Origin of the sequence: Paenimyroides ummariense (genome assembly GCF_900115115.1) — a bacterium.
GTDB classification, from domain to species: Bacteria; Bacteroidota; Bacteroidia; order Flavobacteriales; family Flavobacteriaceae; genus Flavobacterium; species Flavobacterium ummariense.
The window spans coordinates 68,213-93,786 of record NZ_FOVI01000009.1 but is presented as its reverse complement, the minus strand read 5'-3'; the positions used below and the strand labels follow the sequence as shown (position 1 = coordinate 93,786).

The 25,574-nt window shown below is 33.0% G+C and carries 28 protein-coding genes; 19 read left to right on the top strand and 9 right to left on the bottom strand.

The genetic code is table 11. The features are described from left to right. Window positions 1–2 precede the first annotated feature (2 nt). A complete protein-coding gene (gene obgE / locus BM253_RS08600; protein WP_091522320.1) occupies window positions 3–1,001 on the top strand; it encodes a GTPase ObgE in 999 nt (332 codons plus the stop codon). A gap of 58 nt (window positions 1,002–1,059) precedes the next feature. Here the strand turns inward: obgE and BM253_RS08595 are convergent, their stop codons facing one another. Further along, a complete protein-coding gene (locus tag BM253_RS08595; RefSeq protein WP_091522316.1) occupies window positions 1,060–2,010 on the bottom strand; it encodes a hypothetical protein in 951 nt (316 codons plus the stop codon). 335 nt (window positions 2,011–2,345) lie between these two features. Between BM253_RS08595 and BM253_RS08590 the strand changes: the two genes are divergently transcribed. The 4 genes from BM253_RS08590 to BM253_RS08575 all read left to right on the top strand — a co-directional run bounded on the left by BM253_RS08590 (window position 2,346) and on the right by BM253_RS08575 (window position 5,922). Then, window positions 2,346–2,558 carry a hypothetical protein gene (locus BM253_RS08590; RefSeq protein WP_091522313.1) on the top strand — a complete coding sequence of 71 codons (213 nt, stop codon included), beginning with the start codon at window positions 2,346–2,348 and terminating at the stop codon, window positions 2,556–2,558. Window positions 2,559–2,617: 59 nt separating this feature from the next. Beyond that, window positions 2,618–4,558, top strand: a complete 1,941-nt coding sequence (locus BM253_RS08585) for a tetratricopeptide repeat-containing sensor histidine kinase (RefSeq protein WP_091522310.1) — start codon at window positions 2,618–2,620, stop codon at window positions 4,556–4,558. Window positions 4,559–4,568: 10 nt separating this feature from the next. Then, the gene (locus BM253_RS08580; protein ID WP_091522308.1) at window positions 4,569–5,237 is read left to right on the top strand and encodes a response regulator transcription factor; all 669 of its coding nucleotides are present in this window, start codon (window positions 4,569–4,571) and stop codon (window positions 5,235–5,237) included. A gap of 190 nt (window positions 5,238–5,427) precedes the next feature. After that, window positions 5,428–5,922 (top strand): thermonuclease family protein, encoded by a 495-nt coding sequence (locus BM253_RS08575; protein WP_091522305.1) that lies wholly within the window; start codon window positions 5,428–5,430, stop codon window positions 5,920–5,922. A gap of 40 nt (window positions 5,923–5,962) precedes the next feature. On the opposite strand, the gene lysM is transcribed toward BM253_RS08575, so the two are convergent. Beyond that, entirely contained in the window at window positions 5,963–6,421 is a 459-nt protein-coding gene (gene lysM / locus BM253_RS08570) for a peptidoglycan-binding protein LysM (RefSeq protein ID WP_091522302.1), read from the bottom strand. Window positions 6,422–6,544: 123 nt separating this feature from the next. Further along, window positions 6,545–7,024, bottom strand: a complete 480-nt coding sequence (locus BM253_RS08565) for a hypothetical protein (RefSeq protein WP_091522298.1) — start codon at window positions 7,022–7,024, stop codon at window positions 6,545–6,547. Window positions 7,025–7,349: 325 nt separating this feature from the next. On the opposite strand from BM253_RS08565, the gene BM253_RS08560 reads away from it, so the two are divergent. Further along, window positions 7,350–9,506 (top strand): S46 family peptidase, encoded by a 2,157-nt coding sequence (locus tag BM253_RS08560; RefSeq protein WP_091522295.1) that lies wholly within the window; start codon window positions 7,350–7,352, stop codon window positions 9,504–9,506. Window positions 9,507–9,568: 62 nt separating this feature from the next. On the opposite strand, the gene BM253_RS08555 is transcribed toward BM253_RS08560, so the two are convergent. Beyond that, a complete protein-coding gene (locus BM253_RS08555; RefSeq protein WP_091522291.1) occupies window positions 9,569–9,979 on the bottom strand; it encodes a hypothetical protein in 411 nt (136 codons plus the stop codon). Window positions 9,980–10,057: 78 nt separating this feature from the next. Here BM253_RS08555 and BM253_RS08550 point away from each other — a divergent pair, with 78 nt between their 5' ends. From BM253_RS08550 to BM253_RS08540, 3 genes are read left to right on the top strand one after another with little or no spacing between them, the layout of a single operon-like run. Then, complete coding sequence (locus BM253_RS08550; protein WP_091522288.1) at window positions 10,058–10,489, top strand: hypothetical protein; 432 nt, start codon at window positions 10,058–10,060, stop codon at window positions 10,487–10,489. A gap of 15 nt (window positions 10,490–10,504) precedes the next feature. Next, on the top strand, window positions 10,505–11,494 hold the full coding sequence (locus BM253_RS08545; RefSeq protein WP_091522285.1) for a hypothetical protein: 990 nt from the start codon (window positions 10,505–10,507) through the stop codon (window positions 11,492–11,494). After that, the gene (locus BM253_RS08540; protein WP_091522281.1) at window positions 11,457–13,790 is read left to right on the top strand and encodes a hypothetical protein; all 2,334 of its coding nucleotides are present in this window, start codon (window positions 11,457–11,459) and stop codon (window positions 13,788–13,790) included. Before BM253_RS08545 ends, BM253_RS08540 begins: the two co-directional genes overlap by 38 nt. A 56-nt stretch (window positions 13,791–13,846) precedes the next feature. Here BM253_RS08540 and BM253_RS08535 read toward each other — a convergent pair whose 3' ends face one another. Beyond that, window positions 13,847–14,440 carry a hypothetical protein gene (locus tag BM253_RS08535; protein ID WP_091522279.1) on the bottom strand — a complete coding sequence of 198 codons (594 nt, stop codon included), beginning with the start codon at window positions 14,438–14,440 and terminating at the stop codon, window positions 13,847–13,849. A gap of 157 nt (window positions 14,441–14,597) precedes the next feature. On the opposite strand from BM253_RS08535, the gene BM253_RS08530 reads away from it, so the two are divergent. From BM253_RS08530 to BM253_RS08515, 3 genes are all read left to right on the top strand, one after another. Continuing rightward, on the top strand, window positions 14,598–14,858 hold the full coding sequence (locus tag BM253_RS08530; RefSeq protein WP_091522275.1) for a hypothetical protein: 261 nt from the start codon (window positions 14,598–14,600) through the stop codon (window positions 14,856–14,858). After that, on the top strand, window positions 14,855–15,148 hold the full coding sequence (locus BM253_RS08525) for a type II toxin-antitoxin system RelE/ParE family toxin (RefSeq protein WP_091522271.1): 294 nt from the start codon (window positions 14,855–14,857) through the stop codon (window positions 15,146–15,148). Before BM253_RS08530 ends, BM253_RS08525 begins: the two co-directional genes overlap by 4 nt. 621 nt (window positions 15,149–15,769) lie before the next feature. After that, complete coding sequence (locus tag BM253_RS08515) at window positions 15,770–17,125, top strand: UDP-N-acetylmuramate--L-alanine ligase (RefSeq protein ID WP_091522264.1); 1,356 nt, start codon at window positions 15,770–15,772, stop codon at window positions 17,123–17,125. Window positions 17,126–17,230: 105 nt separating this feature from the next. On the opposite strand, the gene BM253_RS08510 is transcribed toward BM253_RS08515, so the two are convergent. Genes BM253_RS08510 through BM253_RS08500 form a run of 3 tightly spaced genes read right to left on the bottom strand, consistent with a single transcriptional unit; the run spans window position 17,231 to window position 19,051 of the window. Next, window positions 17,231–18,358, bottom strand: coding sequence for an adenylate/guanylate cyclase domain-containing protein (locus BM253_RS08510; protein WP_091522259.1), 1,128 nt, complete (start codon window positions 18,356–18,358; stop codon window positions 17,231–17,233). A gap of 15 nt (window positions 18,359–18,373) precedes the next feature. Continuing rightward, window positions 18,374–18,586: a hypothetical protein gene (locus BM253_RS08505; protein ID WP_091522256.1), complete on the bottom strand. Its 213-nt coding sequence runs from the start codon at window positions 18,584–18,586 to the stop codon at window positions 18,374–18,376. 24 nt (window positions 18,587–18,610) lie between these two features. Next, the gene (locus tag BM253_RS08500) at window positions 18,611–19,051 is read right to left on the bottom strand and encodes a hypothetical protein (protein ID WP_091522253.1); all 441 of its coding nucleotides are present in this window, start codon (window positions 19,049–19,051) and stop codon (window positions 18,611–18,613) included. Window positions 19,052–19,245: 194 nt separating this feature from the next. Between BM253_RS08500 and BM253_RS08495 the strand changes: the two genes are divergently transcribed. The 3 genes from BM253_RS08495 to BM253_RS08485 are packed head-to-tail and all read left to right on the top strand — an operon-like array spanning window position 19,246 to window position 21,735. Then, on the top strand, window positions 19,246–20,346 hold the full coding sequence (locus BM253_RS08495) for a sensor histidine kinase (protein WP_091522250.1): 1,101 nt from the start codon (window positions 19,246–19,248) through the stop codon (window positions 20,344–20,346). Then, window positions 20,343–21,059, top strand: coding sequence for a LytR/AlgR family response regulator transcription factor (locus BM253_RS08490; RefSeq protein WP_091522247.1), 717 nt, complete (start codon window positions 20,343–20,345; stop codon window positions 21,057–21,059). The genes BM253_RS08495 and BM253_RS08490 overlap by 4 nt, the downstream gene beginning before the upstream one ends. Before the next feature lie 49 nt (window positions 21,060–21,108). Then, a complete protein-coding gene (locus BM253_RS08485; protein ID WP_143095608.1) occupies window positions 21,109–21,735 on the top strand; it encodes a hypothetical protein in 627 nt (208 codons plus the stop codon). Here the strand turns inward: BM253_RS08485 and BM253_RS08480 are convergent. Further along, on the bottom strand, window positions 21,732–22,388 hold the full coding sequence (locus tag BM253_RS08480) for a DUF1287 domain-containing protein (protein ID WP_245758476.1): 657 nt from the start codon (window positions 22,386–22,388) through the stop codon (window positions 21,732–21,734). The genes BM253_RS08485 and BM253_RS08480 overlap by 4 nt on opposite strands. A 28-nt stretch (window positions 22,389–22,416) precedes the next feature. Between BM253_RS08480 and radC the strand changes: the two genes are divergently transcribed. The 4 genes from radC to BM253_RS08460 all read left to right on the top strand — a co-directional run bounded on the left by radC (window position 22,417) and on the right by BM253_RS08460 (window position 25,564). Further along, the gene (gene radC, locus BM253_RS08475; protein ID WP_091522240.1) at window positions 22,417–23,115 is read left to right on the top strand and encodes a RadC family protein; all 699 of its coding nucleotides are present in this window, start codon (window positions 22,417–22,419) and stop codon (window positions 23,113–23,115) included. A gap of 100 nt (window positions 23,116–23,215) precedes the next feature. Further along, window positions 23,216–23,845 carry an ABC transporter ATP-binding protein gene (locus tag BM253_RS08470; protein WP_091522237.1) on the top strand — a complete coding sequence of 210 codons (630 nt, stop codon included), beginning with the start codon at window positions 23,216–23,218 and terminating at the stop codon, window positions 23,843–23,845. Further along, window positions 23,842–25,104 (top strand): ABC transporter permease, encoded by a 1,263-nt coding sequence (locus tag BM253_RS08465; protein ID WP_091522234.1) that lies wholly within the window; start codon window positions 23,842–23,844, stop codon window positions 25,102–25,104. The genes BM253_RS08470 and BM253_RS08465 overlap by 4 nt, the downstream gene beginning before the upstream one ends. Beyond that, window positions 25,097–25,564, top strand: a complete 468-nt coding sequence (locus tag BM253_RS08460; RefSeq protein WP_091522231.1) for a hypothetical protein — start codon at window positions 25,097–25,099, stop codon at window positions 25,562–25,564. The genes BM253_RS08465 and BM253_RS08460 overlap by 8 nt, the downstream gene beginning before the upstream one ends. Window positions 25,565–25,574: the final 10 nt, after the last annotated feature.

Here is a 25,574-nt window from a genome sequence, read left to right as displayed (position 1 = left end):
CAATGACAGAAGGAAATTTTGTAGATTACGTAAAAATATATGTAGCATCTGGTAAAGGTGGTAAAGGGTCATCGCATTTACACCGTGAGAAATTCATTGAAAAAGGCGGTCCCGATGGTGGAGATGGTGGTCGTGGAGGTCACGTAATTATTCGTGGTAACGAAAGTTTATGGACATTGCATCATTTACGTTTTCAACGACATATAAAAGCAGGTCACGGTGGCGATGGAGGTAGTTCGCGTAGTACTGGTAGCGATGGTGAAGATCGTTATATTGATGTGCCGCTTGGAACCGTAGTTAAAGACAAAGAAACAGGTGAATTGCTTTTTGAAATTACCGAAAACGGCGAAGAAAAAATCTTGGCAAAAGGTGGTAAAGGTGGTTTGGGTAACTGGCATTTTCGCTCGTCAACCAATCAAACGCCGCGTTATGCACAGCCGGGTATGCCTGCAGAAGAAGTTGATATTATTTTAGAATTAAAAGTTTTGGCAGATGTTGGTTTGGTTGGATTTCCAAATGCAGGAAAATCTACGTTACTGTCTGTTTTAACATCGGCAAAACCAAAAATTGGCGATTATCCGTTTACAACCTTAAAGCCGAACTTGGGAATTGTAGAATATCGTGATTTCAAATCGTTTGTAATTGCTGATATTCCTGGAATTATCGAAGGTGCTGCTGAAGGTAAAGGATTAGGACATTACTTTTTAAGACATATCGAAAGAAATTCTACCTTATTATTTTTGATTCCTGCCGATGCAGACGATATTAAAAAAGAATACGATATTTTGTTGGATGAGTTAAGAAGATACAACCCGGAAATGTTAGATAAAGATCGTTTAATAGCCATTTCTAAATGCGATATGTTAGATGATGAACTAAAAGACGAATTAAAAGAACAGCTTGATAAAGAATTTGACGGACTTCCGTATCTATTTATCTCATCTGTTGCACAACAAGGCTTAACCGAGCTAAAAGATAAATTGTGGCAGATGCTGAATTAAAAGCATCTCATTGATAAAGTAAAAAGGAGCTATCTGCAAAGATGAGCTCCTTTTTTATTTACTTTTTTTCGTTTAGTACATATTCTTGAATAATGTATCTTGAAATGGGTTTTAATGTTTTTCCGGTTTCGGGTTGCAATCCAGGTTGATTGTAAAATTCTAAAATACCATTAGGGTTTTTAATATACCAAATTTTCGGATTTCCCTTTTTATCAAAAAAAGAAGTTTTGCTATCAACCTTCATTTTTCTAAATTCTTTAATCAATTTATCATCTTTTGGTAAAGTTGTTTCTGCAAAACTATTAATTGTTTCAGTACAATCTACGGCTTCATATTTATCTCCTTTCCAAACCATACAATCTTTAGTTGTCCAGGTTTTAAAATTCAAAAAGAGCGAAAATCCAATAATCACAGACACAATTCCAATAATTCCGATTTTTTTCAACGGAACATTTTTTCGCTTTTGGATTGAAACTTCTTCGGAAGATCCTATAACTTTTGGAGTATTTACTTCGGCTTCTATAGTCACAATTTCTTTATCAACAACCTCTTCAATTTCTGGTTTTTCAACTTCGTTATTACTGCTTTCTACATTTGGTTCTTCTGAATCAAAATTTGTTTTTTGATTGTCAACAATATCTTCAACTTCAGAAATCTTGCTGTAATGTTTTTCAAACTTACGGTATGGGCGTTGCTTAAAATCTAAAATTAGAGCAACCATTTCCAATCTTCTTAAATCGGAACCACCACTTTTTTCTTTCAAAAAATTAGCTAAAGCTTTAAACTTATCTGTTTCACTCCGAAGCTTGTTCAAAGTAAGTTCTGCAAAAGGTACATCAAAGAAATCCTCGATAATTTTTTTGTCGGAACTATCTAATTCCTCTTTCATTTTTAAGATTAGAATTTCTCTTAAACCTGCAGGAGTTGGGTTTAATAAAGAGCGAATTTGATCATCTTCTTTCTGTATTTCATAATAATCTTTCAGTGCTTTTTTATATGATTCAATCATAAGTAAACTATTTTATATCGGAATTTTTCGGAATTCTTAAGCATTTTTCGGAATTGTCGGAATCATTGGAATTCCTTGATATTCAGGCGTAAAAAGCACCGTTACTTTGCTTCAGAAATCAGAAGATGTCTTGTTGCGAATGTCGCAAAAATACAAAACTAATTTCTACAAAATAAATGCTTGGCTTGCGAAATCTTTCTCTGGGGAGTAGCAATTTTTTGTAAGTCAGGTATTAACACTTCCCAGTACAGAGCGCTCTGTTTTTTTAAAGGTGTGCAAAATCTATCGACGAATGTTGAAAAGCACACTATTGTTTAATCTCAATAGTAATTAAAATGACAAAAAAAGGCTTTTTAGCAGGCTTGTTCCTGCTTGGTATTTCGGTAACTGCTTTTGCAAAAAGTAATGAAACAGTTAAAAGTGAAAAAAGTGTATCAATCAATAATAATGTAACAGAAGGAATAGACCAAAGCGGTGGCGGTAACAACAACACCGGAACGGTATTAATACCTATTAAACCACCAAAACCACCGGTTATTCTTAAATAAATTATTGTTTAACTAAATAAAAGTAATAATTTAGGGTATTTAATTTCTTTAGAAGATTAATGAAATATAACTACCTTATTTTATTACTTTTTGCGTTATTATGTTTTTCTTGTAAAAAGAATTTCAGTACTAATGATGTAAGTAATTATCCTAATATAACAATAGATTCACTTTATGATCTGTCTTTTTCTGATGATCTTAATTTGAATGATCGAATAAAAGTTACCAATAAAGGAATTCTTCTTGCGGAAAAGCATCAGATCGATTCCTTATATTTAAAAGGGATTGGTAATAAAGCGTATCATTATCTTGATGTATTTCCAGATAGTTCAAATTATTACATCAACCAACTTATTACAACTTCTAAAAAGAAAAAAAATAAAAAATATCTTGGTTATTCGTATTCGTTAAAAGGAAATTCTCTTTATAACAATACGCAATACGATAGTGCGTATTATTATTTTAAAAACGCCAATGTGGTTTATTATGATGTTAATGACAGCTTATCGTTAGCATATAACCAACTTATGATGGCGCGTATTCATTATTTTTATAACGATTACAATGCAAGTGAAGAATTAGTTACGCAAGCTTTGGAATATCTAAAAGGAAAAAACAACTCTTATATAATTGAAACATATAATATTTTAGGGAGCATTTACAAGAAATCGGATAAATATGATGAAGCCATTACGTATTACCAAAAAGCATTAACACTTACAGAAAAAAGATCTTTAGAAGAAAGTTATTTAAGAAATAATATAGCTTCTTTATATATAGCTTTACACCAATACGAAAAAGCAAAACAAACACTTTATAATTTGTTAGATTCTGATTTAGTAACTAATGATGAAAATTTACAATCGGCTGTTCTACTAAATTTAGGAAATGCTTTATTTAAACAAGATAATGATAATGGGCTACAACAAATTTTACAATCTTTACAAATAAGAGAAAGTGCACATTTTGAAACATTATCGATTGAAAACTATATTGAACTATCTGATTTTTACGCGTTAAAAAATAAATCAACAGCTATAGATTATCTAAAAAAAGCATTAACATTAGCAACCAAACACAAAAGTATCGACAATAAAATTTTAGCTTTAAAAAAGTTGATTCCATTAGCAAAGAATAACGCTTCATTAAATTATTCCGAAGAATATATTCGATTAAACGATAGCATTACCAGCGTTAGAAACCAGGCAAAAAACCAGTTTGCTAAAATGCGTTTTGATTATTCCAAAGAATTAGAACAAAATCAAACGCTTAAATCAAAAGAAATCGAAAATCAGTTAACCATTCAAAAGCAAAAAAACACTCATTTGGTATTGTGCAGCGTCATTGCTTTTGTAATCATATTTTTCTATTTTATCTATTATTATCTCCGCAACAGACATGCAAAAGAAAAAATCGAAGAAAACTATAAAACCGAACAGCGCATTGCAACACGAATTCATGATGAATTGGCAAACGATGTGTATCATACCATTTCGTATGCCGAAAACACTGATCTATCTGATGGAAACAACAAAGTAAAATTATTGGATCATTTAGAAGATGTTTACAACCGTACCCGAAATATTTCAAAAGAAAACAGCTTTATTCCAACAGGAACGGAATATGTAAGTTATCTTAAAAATATGCTATTAGAATTTCAAAATTCGCAGGTGAAAATTATTACGGCAGGTATCGATGATTTTTCGTGGGATAATTTAAATAAGATCAAAAAAGTGGTTTTGTACAGAATTATTCAAGAATTATTAGTGAATATGAAAAAGCACAGCGGGGCAGATTTGGTGGTTATAAAATTCTCAAAATCTAACAAATACGCCGAAATTCAATATACCGATAATGGTGTTGGATTCGATAAAAATAAAGAAAAAATAAAAAATGGACTCCAAAATGTGGAAACCCGCATAAAAACTATAAATGGAACGATTACTTTTGACTCGAAAGTAAAAAAGGGCGTGAAAGCTGTGTTGCGTTTCCCGTTATAAAAAGAATAAAATGTTTAAAAAAGTTTTAATAGCAGAAGATATCGATACCATTAGTTTTGGTATAGTTACCGCTTTGGCAGAATATTCAACTATGGAAATTCACCATGCCAAATATTGCGACGATGCGTTATTAAAAATAAAAAAAGCGATCCAGGAAAACAATCCTTATGATTTGCTGATTTCTGATCTTTCTTTTAAGGCAGATCACACCAAGACCATTTTGCATGCGGGCGAAGAATTGGTACAGGCGGTAAAAGAAATTCAACCCGAAATTCGCATCATTGTATATTCGATAGAAGACCGCATGGCAAAAATTAAAAATATGTTCGACAACAATTTAATAAATGCCTATGTTTCTAAAGGGCGAAACAGCACGCAAGAACTAAAAAAAGCCATTGAAAACGTATATGCAAACGAGGGAAAATATGTTCCGGAAAACCTTCAGAGTATGTTTCGAGAAGCTTCGGTTTTTGAGATTGAAGAACAAGATATTGAATTGTTGAATCTTTTAGCCAAAGGATATTCTCAAGAAGAAATCAGTAAAGACTTTAGGAGTAAAAATTACACATCTGCAAGCATGAGCAGTGTTGAAAAGCGCATAAATAAACTGAAAATTCATTTTAATTCTCGAAACATTACACATCTTATCAGTCAAACCAAAGATATAGGGTTAATATAAATCCATTTTTAAAATATTACATTGAAACACTTTGTTGTTGTTTTCTTAAAGTTGTTTGTTTTAAGAAAATGTTGAAATCCGGCTTTTTAGTCGGATTTTTTTTGTTGAATGTGGAAAGTCGTAAGAAATTGATTCTTGTTAAGAGTAAGTTTGTAAATAATCCTCATTTTTGCAATTTAAAACAAACCCTATGAAACAACTTTATTTACTCTTTTTATTGGTATCGTTAACCTTTTGCAGTTCAAACAAAAACGATTTTTCTGAAAACTCAGGACAATCTCAGGAATGGTATCCGGTTACAAAAGTGGTCGATGGTGATACCTTTTGGGTAGATAACGGAACATCAAAAGGAATAAAAATTAGATTAACAGGTATCGATGCTCCCGAATCTCAAAAACGATGGAAAAAAGAAGAAGGACATTATGGTAAAGAATCCAAAGCGTATCTAACCAAAATGTTGAAAGATAAAAAAGTGCGTTTAGAAACAGATATCGATTCTTTAGATCGATACGGCAGAACCTTATCCTACGTATATTTAGAAGACGATACTTTTGTAAACGCTATCATGATAAAAGAAGGTTATGCCTTAATTATGACGGTATCGCCCAATGTAAGATATGCCGATCTTTTTTACAATCTGCAAGTTCAAGCTCGTGAAAACAATCGCGGATTGTGGAATAGATAATCAAAAAAATCCTCTTAAAATTTTAAGAGGATTTTTCAGTTTATAAATTTGGTATTCTTAAAACCTGACCCGGATAAATTTTATCAGGATGCGTTAACATGGGTTTATTCGCTTCGAAAATAGTATTGTATTTGTTGGCATCGCCATAAAATTCTTTAGAAATTTTCGATAAGGTATCACCACTTACAACAGTATAAAATTGTGCTTGTGGAGCCGGTGTTGCAACAGTCATTAAGTTATCAACTTGGTCAACACCTTCAACATTACCAATTGCTAAAACAATTTTTTCGGCATCTTCTTGTGCAGCAACCTCGCCTTCAACCTTAACATCATCATCGGTAACCGATAATTTAATTCTGTTGTAAGGTAAACCAAGCTGCTTTACATAGTCTAACAAAGCTTGTGCCTGCAATGTTTTTTTCTCTTCAACAGGAGCTTCCTGTTCTTTTTTGCCAAAAATTTTAGCGCCCTTTTCTTTAATAAATGAAAATAATCCCATAACGTAATTAATTTTTAAATTTTAATAAATGTAATAAAAAATATATAATGTGATCAAATTTTAGCAACTGAATTTAATATCGTACCAAATAAAATGTCCCTAAAATTTTAGAGACATTTTTTATTAGTAACTGTATTGTGCTGTATGGCTGTTTGGGTTAGTTACCGTGATGTTTTGTTCGTCTTTTACCACCGTTCCATTAATCTCTGCTTTGTAAGAATACGTAATGCTTTTGTTGTTAAAAGGAATAAACTGCATACTTAAACTTGCGGCAGGTAATGGCGAAATACTTTCAATAACATACGTTTTAGTCGATCCTGAAAAGCTTTGTTTATCTAAAGAAATGCCTGTTTCGTTTGCACGTTCTGTACCATTCACTTTCCAAATAGTATTGGTGTTGAAAGACGAACTCACGGCAACAAATGAAATATAATCGTCCATAGTTACATTATCAATGGTAATGGTAAATTTCATGTTTTTACCTTCAATTCCAGGAATAACAGGGCCATTTCCGTCATCGCTACTGCTACAATTTACAAATAGAGCGCTTGTTACAACGGCTAAAGTACATAAGCCAATAAAATTTTTGAATATTTTCTTCATGGTTTAAAATTTTAAATAAAACCATTTACTAAAACCGAACCGTTTTTTTATAACATTACAATGGGCTTAGTTTTTTAATTGATATTTAAGAGTATTCTTTACAAAATCAGCTGTTTATTGATTAATAATTTTGAAAGATGTCAATTTAAAAGGATCTAAAAGCAGAAAGTTCTATTGATGAATTGTGGTTTTTTGTGGAGAAATTCCGCAGACCGTCTGTTTTCAATTAAAAATATCAAACCAAATAAGTATCTTAAGTAACTAATAACCTACAACTAAAAACAATTTATTATCTTCGCATGTAAAGAAAAAATCAACATTAATAATGAAAAAATTAAGCTTATTTCTTTCTTTGTTTATGCTGGCAATGCCTTTGGGTATGTTTGCAAACGAAGGAATGTGGTTTTTAATGTTCATTGAACGTTTAAACCACCGCGATATGCAAAAAATGGGGTTACAGTTAACGCCCGATGAAATTTACAGCATAAACAACCATTCTTTAAAAGATGCCATTGTGCAGTTTGACGGAGGTTGTACTGCAGAAATTATTTCGGATCAAGGTTTGGTTTTAACAAACCACCACTGCGGATATGATAAAATTGCAGAACTTTCTACTCCGCAAGACGATATTTTAACAAACGGTTTCTGGGCAAAAACAAAAGCCGATGAACGCAAACCTAAAGATATTTCGGTGCGTTTCTTTGTTCGTATGGACGATGTTACAAAACGTATTTTAGGTGTTGTTAACAAAGGAATGACCGAAGCAGAACGCGAAAAGGCGATCAATCAGGAAATTGCAAAAATCGATAAAGAAAATAACGAAGGTGGTAAATATACTGTTTCAGTTCGATCTTTCTTCCAAGGGAACGAATATTACTATTTCGTGTATCAAGATTATACCGATGTTCGTTTAGTGGGAACTCCACCAGCATCAATCGGTAAATTTGGTGGCGATACAGACAACTGGGAATGGCCACGTCACACAGGTGACTTTTCATTGTTCCGCGTTTATGGCGATGCGAATGGAAATCCGGCAGAATATGCTGCTAGCAACGTTCCGTTAAAACCAAAACACTTTTTACCTGTAAACATTCAAGGTTTAAAAGAAGGCGATTTCTCTATGATTTTGGGATATCCTGGTAGAACAAATCGTTGGATGCCGGCAGAAGGAATTCAGCAAAATGTTGAATTTGCTTATCCTGCTTGGGTTGAAGGATCTCGTTTAGGAATGGATGTGATGAAAAAATACATGGATCAGAAAGACGAAGTTCGTTTGGCTTATGCAAGTAAATACGCAGGCGTTGCAAACTACTGGAAAAACCGTCAGGGTATGATCGATGCATTAACAGCTCAAAAAACAGCAGATACAAAACGTAAAAACGAAGCCAAATTTAACAAATGGGCTAACAAAAAAAATAATAAAGAAGAATACGGAAACGTTGTTGCCGATATCAATGCATATTACGCTGCAACCAACGAAAAAGCACGACACGACAATTATTTAATGACTATTTTACGTACATCAGATTTAGCTGCAATTCCTTATAGTTTCGGAAATGCGTTAATTCAGTATGCTAATGAAAACGAAGCGAAGCGCGCAGAAATGCGCCCAAGATTAGAAGAGGCAATTAACGATACTTATAAAGGTTTTTATGGTCCGTTAGAAGCTGAAATGTTGGCGCGTCAGTTAAATCTGTATGCAACTAAATCTGTTGGTTATGATGTGGCTCCGTATGTAAAACAATTAGGCGAGAAAAATAATTTCGATTATTCTAAAATTGTAGATAAAGCATTTGCAGGTAGTGTGTTTTCATCAAAAGATTTATTGATGAAGTATTTAAAAAATCCTGATAAATCAATGATCGAGAATGATGAATTATTTAAGATTTCATCTGATTTATTAACCAAATACCGCGAGCAACCAGCAACAATTGCTCCGCTAAAAGAAAAATACGATGTAGCTTTCCGCAAATTGGTTGATGGTTTACGTAAGGCAAATCCAAAAACAAAATACTATCCGGATGCTAACTCAACATTGCGTTTAACTTATGGAAAAGTAATTGATTTACCTCGCCGTGCAGATCGTCCGAACGATGCAACTGACAATTGGTACACGACTTTAAAAGGGACTATTGCGAAACACAAAGCAGGCGACGAAGAGTTTGAAAACCCACAACGTTTAATTGATTTGTATAACGCAAAAGATTATGGACAGTATGCCGATAAAGACGGAACGTTACACGTAAACTTTTTAACAGATCACGATATTACTGGTGGTAACTCTGGTTCACCGGTTTTAAACGGAAAAGGAGAGTTGATTGGTTTAGCTTTCGACGGTAATATTGAAGCTATGGCTGGTGATGTTATTTTTGATCCTAAATTGCAACGTACCATTAATGTTGATATCCGTTACGTATTGTTCATTATCGATAAATACGCTGGTGCAACCAACTTAATTAACGAATTAAAGATTATTAAATAATCTTATTTATTAGATAATTTACCAACCCCGACGGAGTTTTAAACTCCGTCGGGGTTTTGTTTTTATTCAAATAATAGAAGATTTCTATCAACTTGTTTTATTCGGTTGCTCTTTATTATCCAAATCGTTGGTGTTTTTCTGCAGATTATAACCTGCTTTAATGAATCAATTTTATACAAATTTTCATTTTTAAAACCTTTTTCTTGGCAAAATAAAAATAGTGAATCACCTTTTATTTTCCATGTTCCTTTTTCGTTTAAACTACATGTTTCATAAAAATAGCTTTTGTCTTCATTAAATACAAGCTTCTCATCAATAGGAAATTTTCCACTATAAATAAGCATGTTAAATTGCGTGTTTTTTGAGGAATAAATAATAGGATATTCTTTACTGTCAAAATTTGAACTGCAAGAACTAATTAATATTATACTTAAAAGAAAAACTATATTTTGGTAATAGATTTTAAAAATCATAGGAAACAAATTTTATCTAAAATAAAAAATTTAACATTAAAATTGATTACTTTTAATTGAAATTAAATGCTATTAATTATGAAAAATATCCATTTAAAAAAAATAATACTACTTCTTTTAGTTGTTGTTGGTCAGCAGGTTTTGGCTCAAAACAAAAAAGTTAAATCAGTTTCGCATGATGCGTTGACCAAAGCAGGTACTTATACCGAATATATTTCAAGAGCAGGAGCAACAGTTCAAGTAGGCGATAGTTTACAAATTAGCAATCCAAGTAATTTTGAACGCTACATGTATATTACTCAAAACGATGCATACCTGCGTGCCGATGAAATGAACAAAAAATTAAAGGTAAAAGCCATAAATGTGTCGGGCGACGATAAAAAAGGCTATACCGTGTTTTTTACCTGTAAAGGCTTGGGTGCAACACCTGTTTTTGTTCGATACGAAGATGCGGTGCAAACGAACGAAATTAAATTGTTAACCGAAGATAACGCTACTTTGCAGGAATAGTTTTTTCTTTGCATTATGAAAAAGATTTGGTTGTTAATGTTGCTGGTTACTTTGTTGGTAGCTTGTTCGGCAAAAACAGAAAAAATAAGCACGGCATTTTACTTCTGGCGTACAACGTTTAGTTTAACCGAAACAGAACAGCAGTATTTAAAAGATCTGGATGTCAAAAAACTGTACATTCGGTATTTCGATGTGGCTTTACAGAACAATGAAGCTATTCCTGTAGCACCAATAGTTTTTAATCAGAAACCTGAGGGATATAATGTTGTTCCTGTTGTATATATTAAGAATGAAGTTTTCTTGCAAAACGGTTCTGCTGATAGTTTGGCGGTAAAAGTGTACAATTATATCCAACAAATCAATAAATCGGCAGATGTATCGGTAAACGAAATTCAGTTTGATTGCGATTGGAGTCTAAAATCAAAACAAAACTACTTTCAGTTTATAGATCAATTTAAAAAACTACATCCCAATTTATCGGCGACCATTCGGCTGCATCAAATCAAATATCCCGAAAAAACTGGAATTCCTTCAGTAAAAACCGGCGTGTTAATGTATTATAACATGGGTGTTATCAATTCCGGTGAAGACAATTCCATCTACAGTCAAAAAACAGCAAAAAACTATGTAAATTCGTTACAAAATTACAACCTACCATTAAATATTGCGTTGCCCGTTTTTAGTTGGGGTGTTCATGTTCGCAACAATCAGGTGACAAATTTAATAGGTGGTTTGCGAGTGAACGATTTAACGGGAGATCAATTTGCAAAGATCAGCGATAATAGATATAAGGTTGTAAAAGATATTGTTTTTAAAGGCAGATATCTGGCGAAAGACGATGAAATTAAAATTGAAGCTGTAAGTGCCGATCAGTTAAAGGAAATGATGCACGATATTAAAAAGAACAGCAGACACAAACCTAACGAGATTATATTTTACGATTTAAATGAAAATAATTTAAAAGCTTATGAAAAAGAAGATTTTAAAACTGTTAGCCGCTGGTAGTTTAACTGCTATATTGGGTTACGGAACCTACGCTTATGGTTGTGCCGATGGTTGGTGGGGATCGGGTTATACATCGGTTTTTTCACCTGAAATTACGGTAAACAACAAAGATTACCAACCGTTTTTTTACGATGATTATTTCATATTTTATAATGGATACACCGTTCAGTCACCCGGCGATTTGTTTAAAGACGAAAACGTTTCAGATTGGACAAGCTACCTGAAAAAATACACTCCTGAAACGGTAGAATATTATCTGTACAATAAAGATTTAGATGCTCCATTAAGAACAATTAGTCAGGCTAAAAATCCGGCAGCTGAGTTTAAAAAGCAGAATTTTAAATTCACTTTGGATACATCAGACGAAAAAACGCAGAAATTTGTACTGTTTATTATGTTGGCGCGCGGTATCGAAACCTATTCTAACCAATCCTACAATTATTGGGATTACAACAACCGCACACAGTTAAATGCCGATACGGACTTTACCGGAAAAGTGGAAAATCTGTACAAAAAACAAACTTCAAATAAAGACGATTTCTTTAAAAACCGCATGTGGTTTCAGGTAGTTCGATCTAAATTTTATTCATCGGATCGCAGTTCGGTCATTACCTTTTTTAACGACACGCAGAAAGATCAACCTAAAAACAACCTGTATTATCAGGCGTTAAGTTATGTGGGCGGTGCGTATAAAAACCTGAAAAATTACGAAAAAGCAAATGCCACATTTGCGCAAGTTTTTAATCAGTGTAAACCAATGATGCCGTCTGCACTTTTTGATTATAAACCTTTAGATGCCGCTGCTTTTAAAGCATCTTTAAGTCAGGCGCCAAATCAGTCTGCAAAAGAAGCTATGTACGCTTTGCAGGGCTACTATACCAACGAATTCAGTGCCATGCAAGATTTGTATAAGCTGAATCCGAACTCGCCGCATATCGATTTTGTACTATCGCGCTGGGTAAATATCAATGAGCAAAGTATCAATATTTATACAGAATACGATAAGTTGGATATCGATGCTAAAAAGGTTAAAAAAGAACTGAAAGATAAGGTAAATGCAGTTGAATTAAAGTGGATTAACGAAGTAGCAAACGATTCAAAAGTGCATAATCCGTACATTTGGAAAGCAACTGCAGCATATTTTAATTCGTTGGCGGGCGATTATTCTAAAGCCGATAATTTACTGAAAGAAGCACATACTTTATCTCAAAATGCTAATCAAAAAAATCAGGTTCGCAGTTTGCGTTTGTTGAACAATCTTTTAAGTGTTGATCAGATCGATTTAAAAGCCGAAGGAAAACTGATTGAAGATGTAAACTGGTTGTTTTACGAAGAAACATTTCCGGTAAAAGATTATGTTAGCGAAGGAAGAACCGATTATTTGCAATCGTTTACAAAAAAATACATCAGTTCACTTTACAGGAAACAAGGCGATGGGTTAATGTCAGAATTAACGTATCCGATTAAAGGATTTTATAAAGATCAAAAGCAGAGCAACGCCATGGAAAAACTGTTGTTGAGTAGTCAGCGTTCGGCTTGGCAGGATATTTTTGTAGGGATTTATCCTTATAAACTGGCAGATATTTACGAAAGTCGAGGAATTTATTTGTTCTATCAGGATAAGATTGATGAAGCCATTGCAGAGTTTGAAAAGATTACTCCGTTTGAAAGCAAAACCTATAATTGGGAAAAACAACAATACGAAACCCAAATGGTTGATTACAAAACACAAGAGCTACCAGGAAATCCGTTCAATGGAAAAATTAAAGATTGTAACGATTGCGATCATGCAGCAAAACAATCGGTAAAATATTCGCAGTTGAATTTCCTTCAAAAAATAAAAGAAATGAAGGCGAAAATTGCCGCAGGCGAAGATGTTTACAGCAACGCGCTTTTGGTAGGAAATGCTTTTTATAACGCCTCCTATTTTGGAAATGCACGCGCTTTTTACTACAACAACATTATAAACGAGTACGGAAACAGCATCAGTAATGAACACAGCAAAATGTTGTACGGCATGGAAAACGTACAAAAGTATTACAACATAGCTAAAAAAGCAGCTGCAGATAACGAGCAAAAAGCTAAAATGGCATATATGCTGGCTAAAACACAACGTAACGATTTTTACTACAATAAGTATTTCTCAACAAACACTTATTGGGGTTATCCTGATGGGGCTGTAATTCAGAAATGGCAAGGCTTTGTAGATTTAAAAGCAAATTACAGCGATACCAAATATTACCAAGATGTAATTGCAGAATGTGGTTATTTCCGTAAATATTTAGGGTTGCAGTAATTAGAAAATAGAGAAAAGAGTAAAAAGAGTAAAGACGCGATGTTTTTACTCTTTTTTTATTTTCTTTCACCAATCCAAACCACATCATTATCTAAAACATAAAATGATCGATTACCTTCAAAAATTTCAATTCGTTTATATTCTTTTAAAACAACTTTGTTAAACCATTTTTTTGCTTCTAAATAATCTCTTTCGTTGGAATATTCATTTTTATTTTGAATGATATCATCTTCAACATATAAATTATCTAAAGCCATTTCCCACTGAAAATCATTTAATTTTGGATTACTGTTTTTAAAAGAAAGTAATTTGTTTGAATGTTTTGAAGTATCAGTTTTTTCGAAAGTGTTTACATAAAAATCTATTTTAGAATTGATAGCACAAACTACTTGTGATTTTTTTAAATCTTTTTCAAATAGCCAAATTTTCAAATAATAAGGTTCATTAAGTTTGTTTAATTGATCTTGCCATGAAGTATAAATATCTATTAAGCCATTTATAAATTCTCTTTTAAACATTTTTTTAGGCTGCGGAAACTCAATATTGTTTATAATAAATCGCCCCCAAGGACCAATACGAAATTTTACATAATCTTTTTCATAAGAACGTAAATAATCTATGTCTAACATTTTATTGTTTTCTACCCACAATTTAATGGCTTTTAACCTTCTTTTTCCACCTCTAATTTTTTTTTTTTTTTTTCATGTGTGTTTTTAAATGAGCTGTAAAATTAATTAAAATCTCTAAACTCTAAGGTTTTATCAATTCTTTAAAAATCATTATCTTTGAAAGAAATACATTAGAGCTATGGATACTACATTTCGATTTTCATCTGCAAATGAAATTACAGAAGAGTTTATAGAAAAACTAAAGAGTTTCTATAACGGAAAACCTGTGTCTATAACAGTTACAGAAGATTTTCAAATTCCAACTGATAATGGGTCTTTAATACCAAAAGATTTTATCAATGAACTTATAGAAAGAAAAAACGATTATGAAAACGGAAAAGTTCAAGGTTTGTTATGGGAAGATTGTAAAAAGGAATTGTTAGAACGAGTAAATAAATGAATTATCGTTTAGTGATTTTACCTAAAGCGAAGGCTGAAATGGCTGATGCTGTGGATTGGTATGAACTGCAACAAACTAAATTAGGTAAGCGTTTTATTTCATGTGTTGACAAATTGTTTAATATAATTTTGAAAAATCCGTTTCAATTTTCAGAGAAAACACCTCCTTTTAGAGAAGCATTAGTAAGTAAATTTCCTTATTTAATCATTTATCAAATAAACGGTAATGAAATAATTGTTTACTCTGTTTTCCATACTTCACAAAATCCTGAAAGCTGGCAAAATCTTTAGTTTTTCAGTAAATTAGAAAATAGAAAATAGAAAATAGAGTAAAGACGATATGTTTTTACTCTTTTTTGTTATTTCAGTTTGTCAATACTTGTTCACTCTCAAAATTTCACATAGTTTGTCATTCCGACAAAGGAGGAATCTCTTATAGGTTGTTAATGATTTATGAAACTCAATCAATAAAATTAATACAATAAGGGAGATTGAAATAGAAATGCATATAAACTTATAACAGCAATTACAATAAAAATTAAGCTTATCCATTTTTGAGTACTTTTCTTAAGTTTTAAAAAGTAAAAAAGGTTTACAATAAAAATAAGCATCAGAATGGCTATCGATAATACAAATAATATTGATCGAGAACCAAAATGAAAAACAAGTTGTTCTTTCGTGAAATCGTTATTATTAATGCAATAGTAAAATATGAACATTAAAATTGACGCAATATTTAAAATCAGATGTTTCATTAATAAAGCACGTATCTTATAACCTTAAGCAAAGTAATTAAATAAATCGGATTAATTAAAAATCTTTTCTCTTTGTTCTTTCTTCTTTCTTCTTTCTTCTTGATTCTATTTCCTATTCCCCTAAAAAAATGTAGTTTTGTTACTAAAATAAAAAACAATGCGCGTACATTTTATAGCAATAGGCGGCAGCGCCATGCACAATTTGGCTTTGGCTTTACATGATAAAGGCGATGTAGTTACAGGTAGCGACGATGCTATTTTTGAACCATCGAGATCACGTTTGCAGGCAAAAGGTCTGTTTCCGGCGGAAGAAGGATGGTTTGCAGAAAAAATTACCAGCGAAATTGATGCGGTAATTTTAGGTATGCACGCAAAAGCAGATAATCCGGAATTGTTAAAAGCGCAAGAATTAGGATTGAAAATATATTCGTACCCTGAATTTATTTTTGAACATTCAAAAAACAAAACTCGAGTTGTTATTGGCGGATCGCACGGCAAAACAACCATTACTTCCATGATTTTGCACGTAATGAACTATCATAACGTAGCGGTGGATTTCTTAGTAGGCGCACAATTAGAAGGTTTTACCAATATGGTGCATTTAACAAAAGAAAACGATTTTATTGTGATTGAAGGCGATGAATATTTGTCATCACCAACCGATTTACGTCCGAAATTTCATCTGTACCAACCAAATATTGCCTTGATAAGCGGTATTGCTTGGGATCATATCAACGTGTTTCCAACGTTTGAAAACTATGTAGATCAATTCAAAATATTTATAGATAAAATTACAAACGGCGGAATTCTGGTTTATAACGAAGACGATGCTGTTGTAAAACAAATTGCCGAGGAAGCAGAAAAACCAATCCGTAAAATGCCGTATTCGTTACCAGAATATTCTATCGATAACGGAATTACGTATTTGGAAACCTTAGATGGAGCCATGCCTATTGAAGTTTTTGGTGCGCATAATTTAAGTAATTTGGCAGGTGCAAAATGGATTTGTCAGAACATGGGAATTGATGAAGCCGAGTTTTACGAAGCCATTGCATCGTTCAAAGGTGCAAGTAAACGATTAGAAAAAATTGCCGTTACAGAAACGGCGGTTGCTTATAAAGATTTTGCGCATTCGCCAAGTAAAGTGTCTGCAACAACGCAGGCAGTTAAAAAGCAATATCCGCAGAAAAAATTGATTGCTTGTTTGGAATTGCATACATACAGCAGTTTAAATGCCGAGTTTTTAACAGAATATCAAGGTGCGTTAGATGCTGCCGATGTTGCTGTTGTGTTTTATTCACCAGATGCGGTTGCTATTAAAAAGCTACAAGAAGTTACAAAGGAACAGATAGAACAAGCGTTTAACCGCGAAAATATAATTGTTTACACCAATCCTGAAGAGTTCAAATCGTTTTTACTAGTGCAGGATTTCACCGATTCGGTTTTATTGCTGATGAGTTCCGGAAATTACGGCGGACTGAATTTTGATGAGGTTCAAAGTATTATAGAATAACTTAAAGCGTTTTTTAAATTATAATTTATCCTGCAAGGTTTTTAAAACCTTGTAGGATTTTTTGATTAAAAATTAAGGAAGATGATACAAGTTTATTATATTCAATCACAAATAAAAATAATACTTCTTGTTTTCTTCACAAACTTTATAAGCGGTTTGTATATCGTTGATGCCTTTTAAATGATGCAAAGTAATTGGAGTTAAACCGTACCAATGATCTTTTAGGTTCTCTGAAAAATCTTCCGAAATTAAAATATCGGCATTGTGTTCTTTGCAGGTTTTCTGCAAGCGCGATCCTAAATTTAGAACATTTCCGTGATAGGCAATTTCTTTTTTATAATCGCCAACCAAAGCTGCAGAAACTTTTCCGCTGTGAAGGGCACATCGAAAGTTGGGTATTGTCTGGTATTTCTTGATGTAAAAATCGGTTTTACTTTCTAACAATTCTTTGTAGGCAAAATAAAGGGCAATACATTTCTCGTAATCGAAATTTTTTGAAACTTTCCAGGTTATTACCGCTTCATCACCAACAAATTGATAAATTTCGGCACCGTATTTCAGTGTGATATCCGATAAATCCCAAAAACAATCCTGGATAAATCTGCTAAAATTCAAATGTCCCATTTTGTTGGCAATAACCGTGGAATCTTCCAAATCTAAAAACATAAAAACTCGATTTTCTTCTTTCGGATGCCGGTAGGTGTTTTTAATGGTATTGATAAAGTATTTTCTACCCAAATTGCGTCGTAGAAGTATAATCAATCCTACCAAAAATTCGGTTACAAAAGCGTACATTAAAATGTTTATGGTTCCCGGATCGTTAAAACCCCAAATAACGAATTTGGTGTTCATAGAATATCCGTAATAAGTGAGCAATGTATAATAAACAATGTGCGAAAGCAGACAGAAAACAGTGATTCTAAACACAATATTGAATAAAAGTTTCTGGGTTCTTTCGATATAAGGATATACAAATACATGCAAAAATCCCAATACTGAACCAAAAGATAATCCAATGAATAATGCCGCCTGATACATTTGTTTTTTTGAAATACTGTAATCTAACTGGTATATTTCTACTAAAAAACTTTCAGGAATGTCGTTAAACTTTAGGTAGATAAAAAACAACGTAACAAAAACCCAAATGCCTACAATGTAGCAAACCTGCCGTAAATTGTAAGCTAAGTTATTGTTGATTTTATTTTTAAACCAGGCTGCGAAATCTTGAAACATGCGTGTGTTTTTAGGTTAATGTAATTCTTCGCATAAAAAACCGTTGGTATCCATTAAGGCAATAATTTCGTTCGACTCATAATCGGTACCTTCAATTCGTAAAATATTGTCGCAATCTTCTAAATCAAAATTAATTTTAAAGTGCGGGTATTTCTGCTGCAGAACATTTTCTAATAAATGGTTTCCGTCTGTAGCGTGTGTAACGTTTGTTTTAAAAATCCGTATCATATTTATTCAATCGTTAAACAATTATTATTTTAGTTGGTGTAGGGTTGATTCAAAATAACTCAGTAAAAATATCTTGCTGTAAAAGTCTGTTAGATTGTTTTGTTCGATAAAATCGGTGAATTTTTTAGCGTTTGGGTTTATGTGCTCTTCAACAAAAACAAACCAAAAATCATCTACATTTGTCTGCGATCTAAAAAACGGTGACGAAAACGGAGTGTACAACCAAGGATTAAACGAATCTTTTTTTAACTTGTTTAAATCGCAAAACAAAATGCCTGTTTTAATGCCGTTTTGTTCAATAATATTAATATCGTATTCAATACAACCCATAAAAGTTATCTGGGTGTTGTAACATTGGGTAAACAAACTAATATCGGCAATTTGCACCATTTTATCTTTCTTTTCCTCTTTAGTTAAAGCAGGATCTATTCGTTCTAAAAATGTTTGAAAAGTATCAATATTCATAAACCATTTGTTTAAATACAGTGCAAAGAACTTGCTTAAAACCACGCATTTTTTGTTTTTTAGATGAAACCTTGGTTTTTTTATACAAAACCCATAATTTGTTTTTTTGATATAATAAATTAGGTGGTTTGTATAATATAGGTAAGTGGTTGTAAAAGAAGCCTTAACTTTGCAGCATAAATTTTTTTGTGTTGATGATTGCAGAATGTCAGGATTACAGAGATAAAAAAGTATTGGATTTTTTGATAGATAAACGTTACCGAATTAAACGCCATGTGTTGTTTTTAACGGTGTTTTTCTTGATGCTTTATGGCGGTAGCTTTGTAGATTCGTACGGAACGCCGTACGGATATTACGCTGCAGCAATGGTTTACGTAATCTTTGTTGCCATGTTTTATGTAAATATGTACGTGCTGGTTCCGTGCTTTTTGTTTAGATCTAAATATTTAGGATATGCTGTTTTTTTAATTTTGCTGGCTGTTTCTGGTGTGCAGATTTTAAGTTATTTTCATGAGAACTATTTCAATCTGCATTTACATCAAGATTATGCTGAAGCACACCGATTGATGCATAAGGAAATTAATAGAAGATCTGATTTTTACGGAGTGATCGTTATTTGTGCATCTTTAATTTCGGTTTCAACCACCATAAAATTATTGCAGCGCTGGCTTAAAGATAACGAACGTATTACCGAACTAAACAACATTACGTTTGAGATGGAATTAAATGAACTGAAGAATCAGGTAAGTCCGCATTTTTTGTTTAATATGTTGAACAACGTAAAAGCATTGATCCGTACAAATCCCGAAATGGCAAACACAGTAATTATTCGTCTGTCAGAATTTTTAAGATATCAGTTGTACGAAAACAGTGGAGAAAGAACCATTTTAGCATCAGAAATTGAATTTATTTCGAACTTTTTAAATCTGGAACAAATCCGTAAGGATAATTTTAAGGTTGAAATTGAAAATCATATCGATAAAAACACACTAAACAGCACTTTTATTTCGCCCGGATTATTTACCGTTTTTATAGAAAATGCCATAAAACACAGCGTAGATCCTAATGGCGATGAAACATTTGTGAAGATAAGTATCGATATTAAAGACAAACAGCTGCATTTTGTGTGTATCAATTCAAAAGCCGAAGAAAACCAGCTTTCAAAAAACAAAAGCAATGGTTTGGGTTTAGCGAACATAAAAAGACGTTTAGAATTACTGTATCGCAATAATTACCAGTTAAGTATTACCAATAACCCAAAAGAATATATTGTTAATTTAGCCATTCCGTTATGAACTGTATTATAATAGACGATGAACCTTTGGCACGCGAAGAATTGCAGGCACTTTTAGGCGAAGTATCGAACATAGAAATTAAAGCAAAATTTTCTACAGCCATAAAAGCGTTAGATTTTATTAAGGAAAATGATGTTGATTTAATTTTTCTTGATATCGAAATGCCTTTAATGAACGGTTTGGAATATGCCATGCAGATACCCGAAAAAACGCTGATTGTTTTTACAACGGCTTACCCACAATATGCACTGAAAAGTTACGAATTTGATGCGATTGATTATTTGCTGAAACCAATTGATGTTAACCGATTAGACAAAGCCGTTAAAAAAGCCACTTTATATATAGATTTACTTGCCGAACAAAAGAACACGATAGAATCAAACACCACCGATTTTTTGTTTATAAAAGCCGACCGTCGTTACCATAAAATTTATTTTAAGGATATCTGGTTTGTAGAGGGGTTAAAGGATTACGTGATTATTCATACCCAAAATCAAAAGCTTATTACGGCAATGAATTTAAAAAGCATCCACCAGAAACTGCCTGAAAATTATTTTCAACGTGTAAGTAAATCGTATGTGATTAATTTAGATTATATTGATTCGTTTACCAATCACACATTATATATTAACGATGCCGAAATTCCTTTGGGCGATGTGTATAAAAAAGATTTTTTCGATAAATACTCAAACGGTTCATTGAATATTGATTAAACCAAGCAACATTTTTGTTGCTTTTTTTTATATTAGTAAAAACATTTTTATGAGAGCGTATGCCGAAGAAGGTTTAAGTATTGTTGAGGTTTTGCCAGAGCCAAAATATAAGTATTATGATATTATAGATAAAGAATGGGTTGTGATTCTTCCCTTGATAGCAATAGCTCTATTTTTTCATAGATATCTTCCTGATTTTGTTACGATTTTTATCTTTGTTCTGAGTATTGTTTATTATTTGGTTAATTTTTTCTATGTAAGAATAGGCAATCTGTTGAGAAGTGAGAATATAACTTATAGCACTTTAGGTAAGATATATTTTTATATGGATTTTGTAGAGATTTTAGACAGACGTTTTGATTTATTTGAAATTGAAAATATGGAGTTTACTTGTGTTACTTACGAAGATAAATATATTGGAGGCGGCAGTTTGTACAATCCGGTTAACTCTGCAGGTATTTATAACTTTTTATCTATTCGTTTTAAAGATGGGACAGTTAATAAATATCAGTTTAAATTATTGAATGAAATTCACATGTTTTCTTTTAGAAAAGAACTGGTTCATTATTATAAGTTAGGATTAATCCGGGAATTAAACCTACATGATATTCTTGGTAACCATACTTTTGAAAGTAAAAGCGATTTTAGAAAACATAATCCAAAATACAACGCTTAACCCTCATAAACAAAATGTCCCACAATAGTGTATTTAAACAAACAATCTTCTAATACCTGTCCACCGCCAACATTGTGAACAATCAACCTGCGTTTACCATCTTTAGAAAGTTTGTTGGTAACAATGCCAATATGCGGTAATTTATCGTTAATCATCCAGGTAACAATGGCTCCTGTTTTATAATCGTTGGGAGTTTGTGTAACGGGTAATTTCTTACCTTTTCTGGTAAAGAAAGTTTCTAAATTAGGCACACGTCGGTGGTCAATGTTGGTATCGGGTTTTGTAGCACCCCAATTTTTCGGATAGATACCAAAATTCGCACGCATATCTTGATGCACTTCTTTTTGAAGATCAATTCCTAACTTTCTGTACGATCTAATCACAACATCGGTACAAACTCCGGTTTTCGCAGGTACATCGCCATTTGGGTAACTAATACTAACGTAATCGGGCGTGTATCGAACCGAGGGATCAATAATAGAAAGTGCTTTATCAGAAAGATTTTTTCTAAAATCTGAAACATCATCGTTAATCGTGTCTTTCTTGATAGTTTTTTCGTCAGATGAAAATACAGCAACATCAGTACCTTCCTGACCTTTCAAAGTACACGAACTTATCAGAATAGAAAACATCAAAAACAAAAATACTTTCATATATTTATAAAACGTTAATTAGTTGGGCATGAGTAACGAAGGTAAACATTTCTCCATAAAAAATTGGTCTGAAGACGATCAGCCGCGCGAAAAATTATTGTACAAAGGCAAAAATGCGTTAAGTGATGCCGAATTGGTTGCTATCTTAATAGGATCGGGCAGCCGAAATGAAAGTGCGGTTGAATTATGCAAGCGTATTTTACAGCAAAATAACAATCAGTTGCATCAGTTGCAAAAGCAAAGTATTCAGCAGTTAATGCAGTTTAAAGGCATTGGCGAAGCAAAAGCCATAACCATTGTAGCAGCGTTAGAACTGGCGAAGCGTTTGCAGTTATCGGAAACCAAAGAACTCACAAAAATAGGATCTTCAGAAGATGTATTTAAATTAATGCAACCAATAATTGGGGATTTACCGCATGAAGAATTTTGGGTTTTATTGCTGAACAATAGCAACAAAGTAATTTACAAATTACAACTAAGCAAAGGCGGATTAACCCAAACTGTTGTTGATATCCGAATGTTGTTTAAAACCGCTTTGGAACATTTGGCAACGGCTTTGATTCTGGTGCACAACCATCCGTCGGGACAATTAGTTGCAAGTGGTGCAGATAAAGATATCACGCAGAAAATTAAGCTGGCAGGCAATAGTTTGGATATTAAATTGCTTGATCATTTAATTATTACCCAAACCGGTTATTTTAGTTTTGCCGATGAGGATATTTTGTAGGCTAAAACTTTAAACGTTAAACAAACGATAACCTGAAACAAACCTATTATAATATCCGCAGAATATTCACTATCTTGCATACCGTTTAAGAATATACAAAATGATTAAAACACAAAACGTTACTTTTTCCTATTCGGCTACGCAAAAATTCCATTTTCCTGATATCGATTGTTCTAACGGGCAAACCTTGTTGGTTACAGGAAATTCGGGTACAGGTAAAACCACTTTACTGCATTTGCTGGGTGGTTTGTTGCAGCCAACCGCAGGAAACATCACTATAAACAATCAGGATATTTTACAGTTAAACACAGCTAAATTAGATGCTTTTCGCGGACAATCGATCGGTATGATTTTACAGAAATCATTTTTTATCGAAGCACTTTCGGTTTTAGATAATGTTTTGCTGGCATCGTGGATCGCAAAAAAATCAAAAGCCAAAGAAAAAGCCCTAAGCATTTTGGATAATCTGGGGTTGAAAGATCACGTGTATAAATTGCCAAGCCAGTTAAGTATCGGTCAGCAGCAGCGTGTAAACATTGCCCGAGCGTTAATAAACAATCCGTCAGTAATTTTAGCAGATGAACCTACATCGAGTTTAGATGACGAAAATGCTTTAATTGTAGCCCGATTATTAAGCGATTTAGCAAAAGAATATCAGTCGTCACTAATCATTGTTACGCACGATCAACGTTTAAAATCATTGTTTAACCACCAAATTACCTTGTCATGATTAGCAAAATAGCATGGAAAAATACGTGGTTTAAGCCGCTGAATACTTTTTTAAGCATCATACTTTTAACAGCATCGGTTTCTATTATATCGATATTGATCTTGCTTCAAAAACAGTTCGAAGAGAAGTTTTCGTCATCAATGGATAATATAGATTTGGTGTTGGGAGCAAAGGGAAGTCCGTTGCAATTGATTCTTTCATCGGTTTATCAAATGGATGCTCCCCCGGGAAATATTTCGTACACCGAAGCCGAAGCATGGATGAACAAACCAATGGTAGAAAGTGCCGTTCCGCTGGCTTATGGCGATAATTATTTGGGATATAAAATTGTTGGGACCAACGAAAATTATACCAAACACTTCGACTTGAAAATTCAGCAGGGAAAATTGTTTTCAAAAGATTTTGAGGTTGTCGTTGGATCGAACATTGCAGCAAATATCGATTTAAAAATAGGCGATACTTTTTTTGGAACACATGGCGATGCTGAAGAAGGCGAAGTACACGATCATCATGCCTATAAAGTGGTGGGAATATTGGCGCCGTCTGGTAAAGTTGCCGATAATTTAATTCTATCAAACATCTCATCGGTTTGGCACATGCACGATCATGAACATGAACACGAAGGTCATTCTGAAGCAGCACACGATCATTCCGATCATCAACATGCAGAAGGCGAGGAGCATCATCACGAAGAAGTAAATCCGCACGAAGGAAAAGAAATTACGGCAGTTCTTTTAAAACTGCGCAACAATATGGCTAAAATGACGTGGCCAAGAATCATTCCTCAAAATACCGAAATGCAGGCAGCATCGCCAGCTTTAGAAGTCAACCGTTTGTTTGCTTTGTTTGGTGTAGGAATTTCGGCATTAACCTATTTAGCGTACGGCATTATGTTTATTTCGGGCATCAGTATTTTTGTTGCATTGTACAATACATTGAAAGAACGCAAGTACGAATTTGCGTTGCTTCGCATCACCGGGGCTACTAAAATGCAGCTATTATGGTTGGTTTTGTTAGAAAGTATCTTTTTATGTACTATCGGATTTATTCTTGGTATTGTTTTTGGTAGAATCGGATTGTATTTCTTATCCGTTTCATCGCAAGAAGAATTTAAAATGGCGTTTGATCCTTTTGAATTTTTATGGAAAGAAGAAGGAATGTTGTTTTTAGCCACATTATCTGTAGGAATCATTGCAGCAATAATTCCGGCAATTAAAGCGTATTCGTTAAATATATCAAAAACATTGGCAAATGCTTAAAAAGATAATCATTGCAGTGTATTGTGGATTAGCTGTTTTTTTAATGAGCTTTTCTACAAATAAAAAAGCTAAGTCTTTTGCAGAAATTAATGTTCAAGATCAGCCAACCGAAGTTACCTGGCAAATGTTGGGCAGAATGGGCGGCAGCTTACAGGTTATGCAGAATTATGGCGATGTTATAAAAGAATCGTTACAAGGCAAAAAGATTAAGATAAGCGGTTTTGTAATTCCTTTAGATAGTAAATCGTACGTTTTAAGCAAAAATGTGTATTCGCATTGTTTTTTCTGCAATAAAAATGCGGGTATAGAAACACTTATGGGCATTCAGTTTAAAAACAAAACCCCACGTTTAAAAACCGATACCTATATTACGTTAGAAGGAACATTTTTTTACAACGATAAAAATAAAGACGATTTAATTTTTAATATACAAAACGCAATAATTACCAATAAAAAATAATAAAATAGAT

What these genes read in the sequence shown, in the direction of transcription:
- BM253_RS08565 (WP_091522298.1), bottom strand. Translation starts at nt 7,024, where the DNA reads ATGAAGAAAATATTCAAAAATTTTATTGGCTTATGTACTTTAGCCGTT.
- BM253_RS08525 (WP_091522271.1), top strand. Translation starts at nt 14,855, where the DNA reads ATGAATTATCGTTTAGTGATTTTACCTAAAGCGAAGGCTGAAATGGCT.
- obgE (WP_091522320.1), top strand. Translation starts at nt 3, where the DNA reads ATGACAGAAGGAAATTTTGTAGATTACGTAAAAATATATGTAGCATCT.
- radC (WP_091522240.1), top strand. Translation starts at nt 22,417, where the DNA reads ATGAGTAACGAAGGTAAACATTTCTCCATAAAAAATTGGTCTGAAGAC.
- BM253_RS08585 (WP_091522310.1), top strand. Translation starts at nt 2,618, where the DNA reads ATGAAATATAACTACCTTATTTTATTACTTTTTGCGTTATTATGTTTT.
- BM253_RS08480 (WP_245758476.1), bottom strand. Translation starts at nt 22,388, where the DNA reads ATGAAAGTATTTTTGTTTTTGATGTTTTCTATTCTGATAAGTTCGTGT.
- BM253_RS08470 (WP_091522237.1), top strand. Translation starts at nt 23,216, where the DNA reads ATGATTAAAACACAAAACGTTACTTTTTCCTATTCGGCTACGCAAAAA.
- BM253_RS08590 (WP_091522313.1), top strand. Translation starts at nt 2,346, where the DNA reads ATGACAAAAAAAGGCTTTTTAGCAGGCTTGTTCCTGCTTGGTATTTCG.
- BM253_RS08465 (WP_091522234.1), top strand. Translation starts at nt 23,842, where the DNA reads ATGATTAGCAAAATAGCATGGAAAAATACGTGGTTTAAGCCGCTGAAT.
- BM253_RS08550 (WP_091522288.1), top strand. Translation starts at nt 10,058, where the DNA reads ATGAAAAATATCCATTTAAAAAAAATAATACTACTTCTTTTAGTTGTT.
- BM253_RS08485 (WP_143095608.1), top strand. Translation starts at nt 21,109, where the DNA reads ATGAGAGCGTATGCCGAAGAAGGTTTAAGTATTGTTGAGGTTTTGCCA.
- BM253_RS08495 (WP_091522250.1), top strand. Translation starts at nt 19,246, where the DNA reads ATGATTGCAGAATGTCAGGATTACAGAGATAAAAAAGTATTGGATTTT.
- BM253_RS08460 (WP_091522231.1), top strand. Translation starts at nt 25,097, where the DNA reads ATGCTTAAAAAGATAATCATTGCAGTGTATTGTGGATTAGCTGTTTTT.
- BM253_RS08595 (WP_091522316.1), bottom strand. Translation starts at nt 2,010, where the DNA reads ATGATTGAATCATATAAAAAAGCACTGAAAGATTATTATGAAATACAG.
- BM253_RS08580 (WP_091522308.1), top strand. Translation starts at nt 4,569, where the DNA reads ATGTTTAAAAAAGTTTTAATAGCAGAAGATATCGATACCATTAGTTTT.
- BM253_RS08540 (WP_091522281.1), top strand. Translation starts at nt 11,457, where the DNA reads ATGAAAAAGAAGATTTTAAAACTGTTAGCCGCTGGTAGTTTAACTGCT.
- BM253_RS08500 (WP_091522253.1), bottom strand. Translation starts at nt 19,051, where the DNA reads ATGAATATTGATACTTTTCAAACATTTTTAGAACGAATAGATCCTGCT.
- BM253_RS08505 (WP_091522256.1), bottom strand. Translation starts at nt 18,586, where the DNA reads ATGATACGGATTTTTAAAACAAACGTTACACACGCTACAGACGGAAAC.
- BM253_RS08555 (WP_091522291.1), bottom strand. Translation starts at nt 9,979, where the DNA reads ATGATTTTTAAAATCTATTACCAAAATATAGTTTTTCTTTTAAGTATA.
- BM253_RS08490 (WP_091522247.1), top strand. Translation starts at nt 20,343, where the DNA reads ATGAACTGTATTATAATAGACGATGAACCTTTGGCACGCGAAGAATTG.
- BM253_RS08530 (WP_091522275.1), top strand. Translation starts at nt 14,598, where the DNA reads ATGGATACTACATTTCGATTTTCATCTGCAAATGAAATTACAGAAGAG.
- lysM (WP_091522302.1), bottom strand. Translation starts at nt 6,421, where the DNA reads ATGGGATTATTTTCATTTATTAAAGAAAAGGGCGCTAAAATTTTTGGC.
- BM253_RS08575 (WP_091522305.1), top strand. Translation starts at nt 5,428, where the DNA reads ATGAAACAACTTTATTTACTCTTTTTATTGGTATCGTTAACCTTTTGC.
- BM253_RS08545 (WP_091522285.1), top strand. Translation starts at nt 10,505, where the DNA reads ATGAAAAAGATTTGGTTGTTAATGTTGCTGGTTACTTTGTTGGTAGCT.
- BM253_RS08515 (WP_091522264.1), top strand. Translation starts at nt 15,770, where the DNA reads ATGCGCGTACATTTTATAGCAATAGGCGGCAGCGCCATGCACAATTTG.
- BM253_RS08560 (WP_091522295.1), top strand. Translation starts at nt 7,350, where the DNA reads ATGAAAAAATTAAGCTTATTTCTTTCTTTGTTTATGCTGGCAATGCCT.
- BM253_RS08510 (WP_091522259.1), bottom strand. Translation starts at nt 18,358, where the DNA reads ATGTTTCAAGATTTCGCAGCCTGGTTTAAAAATAAAATCAACAATAAC.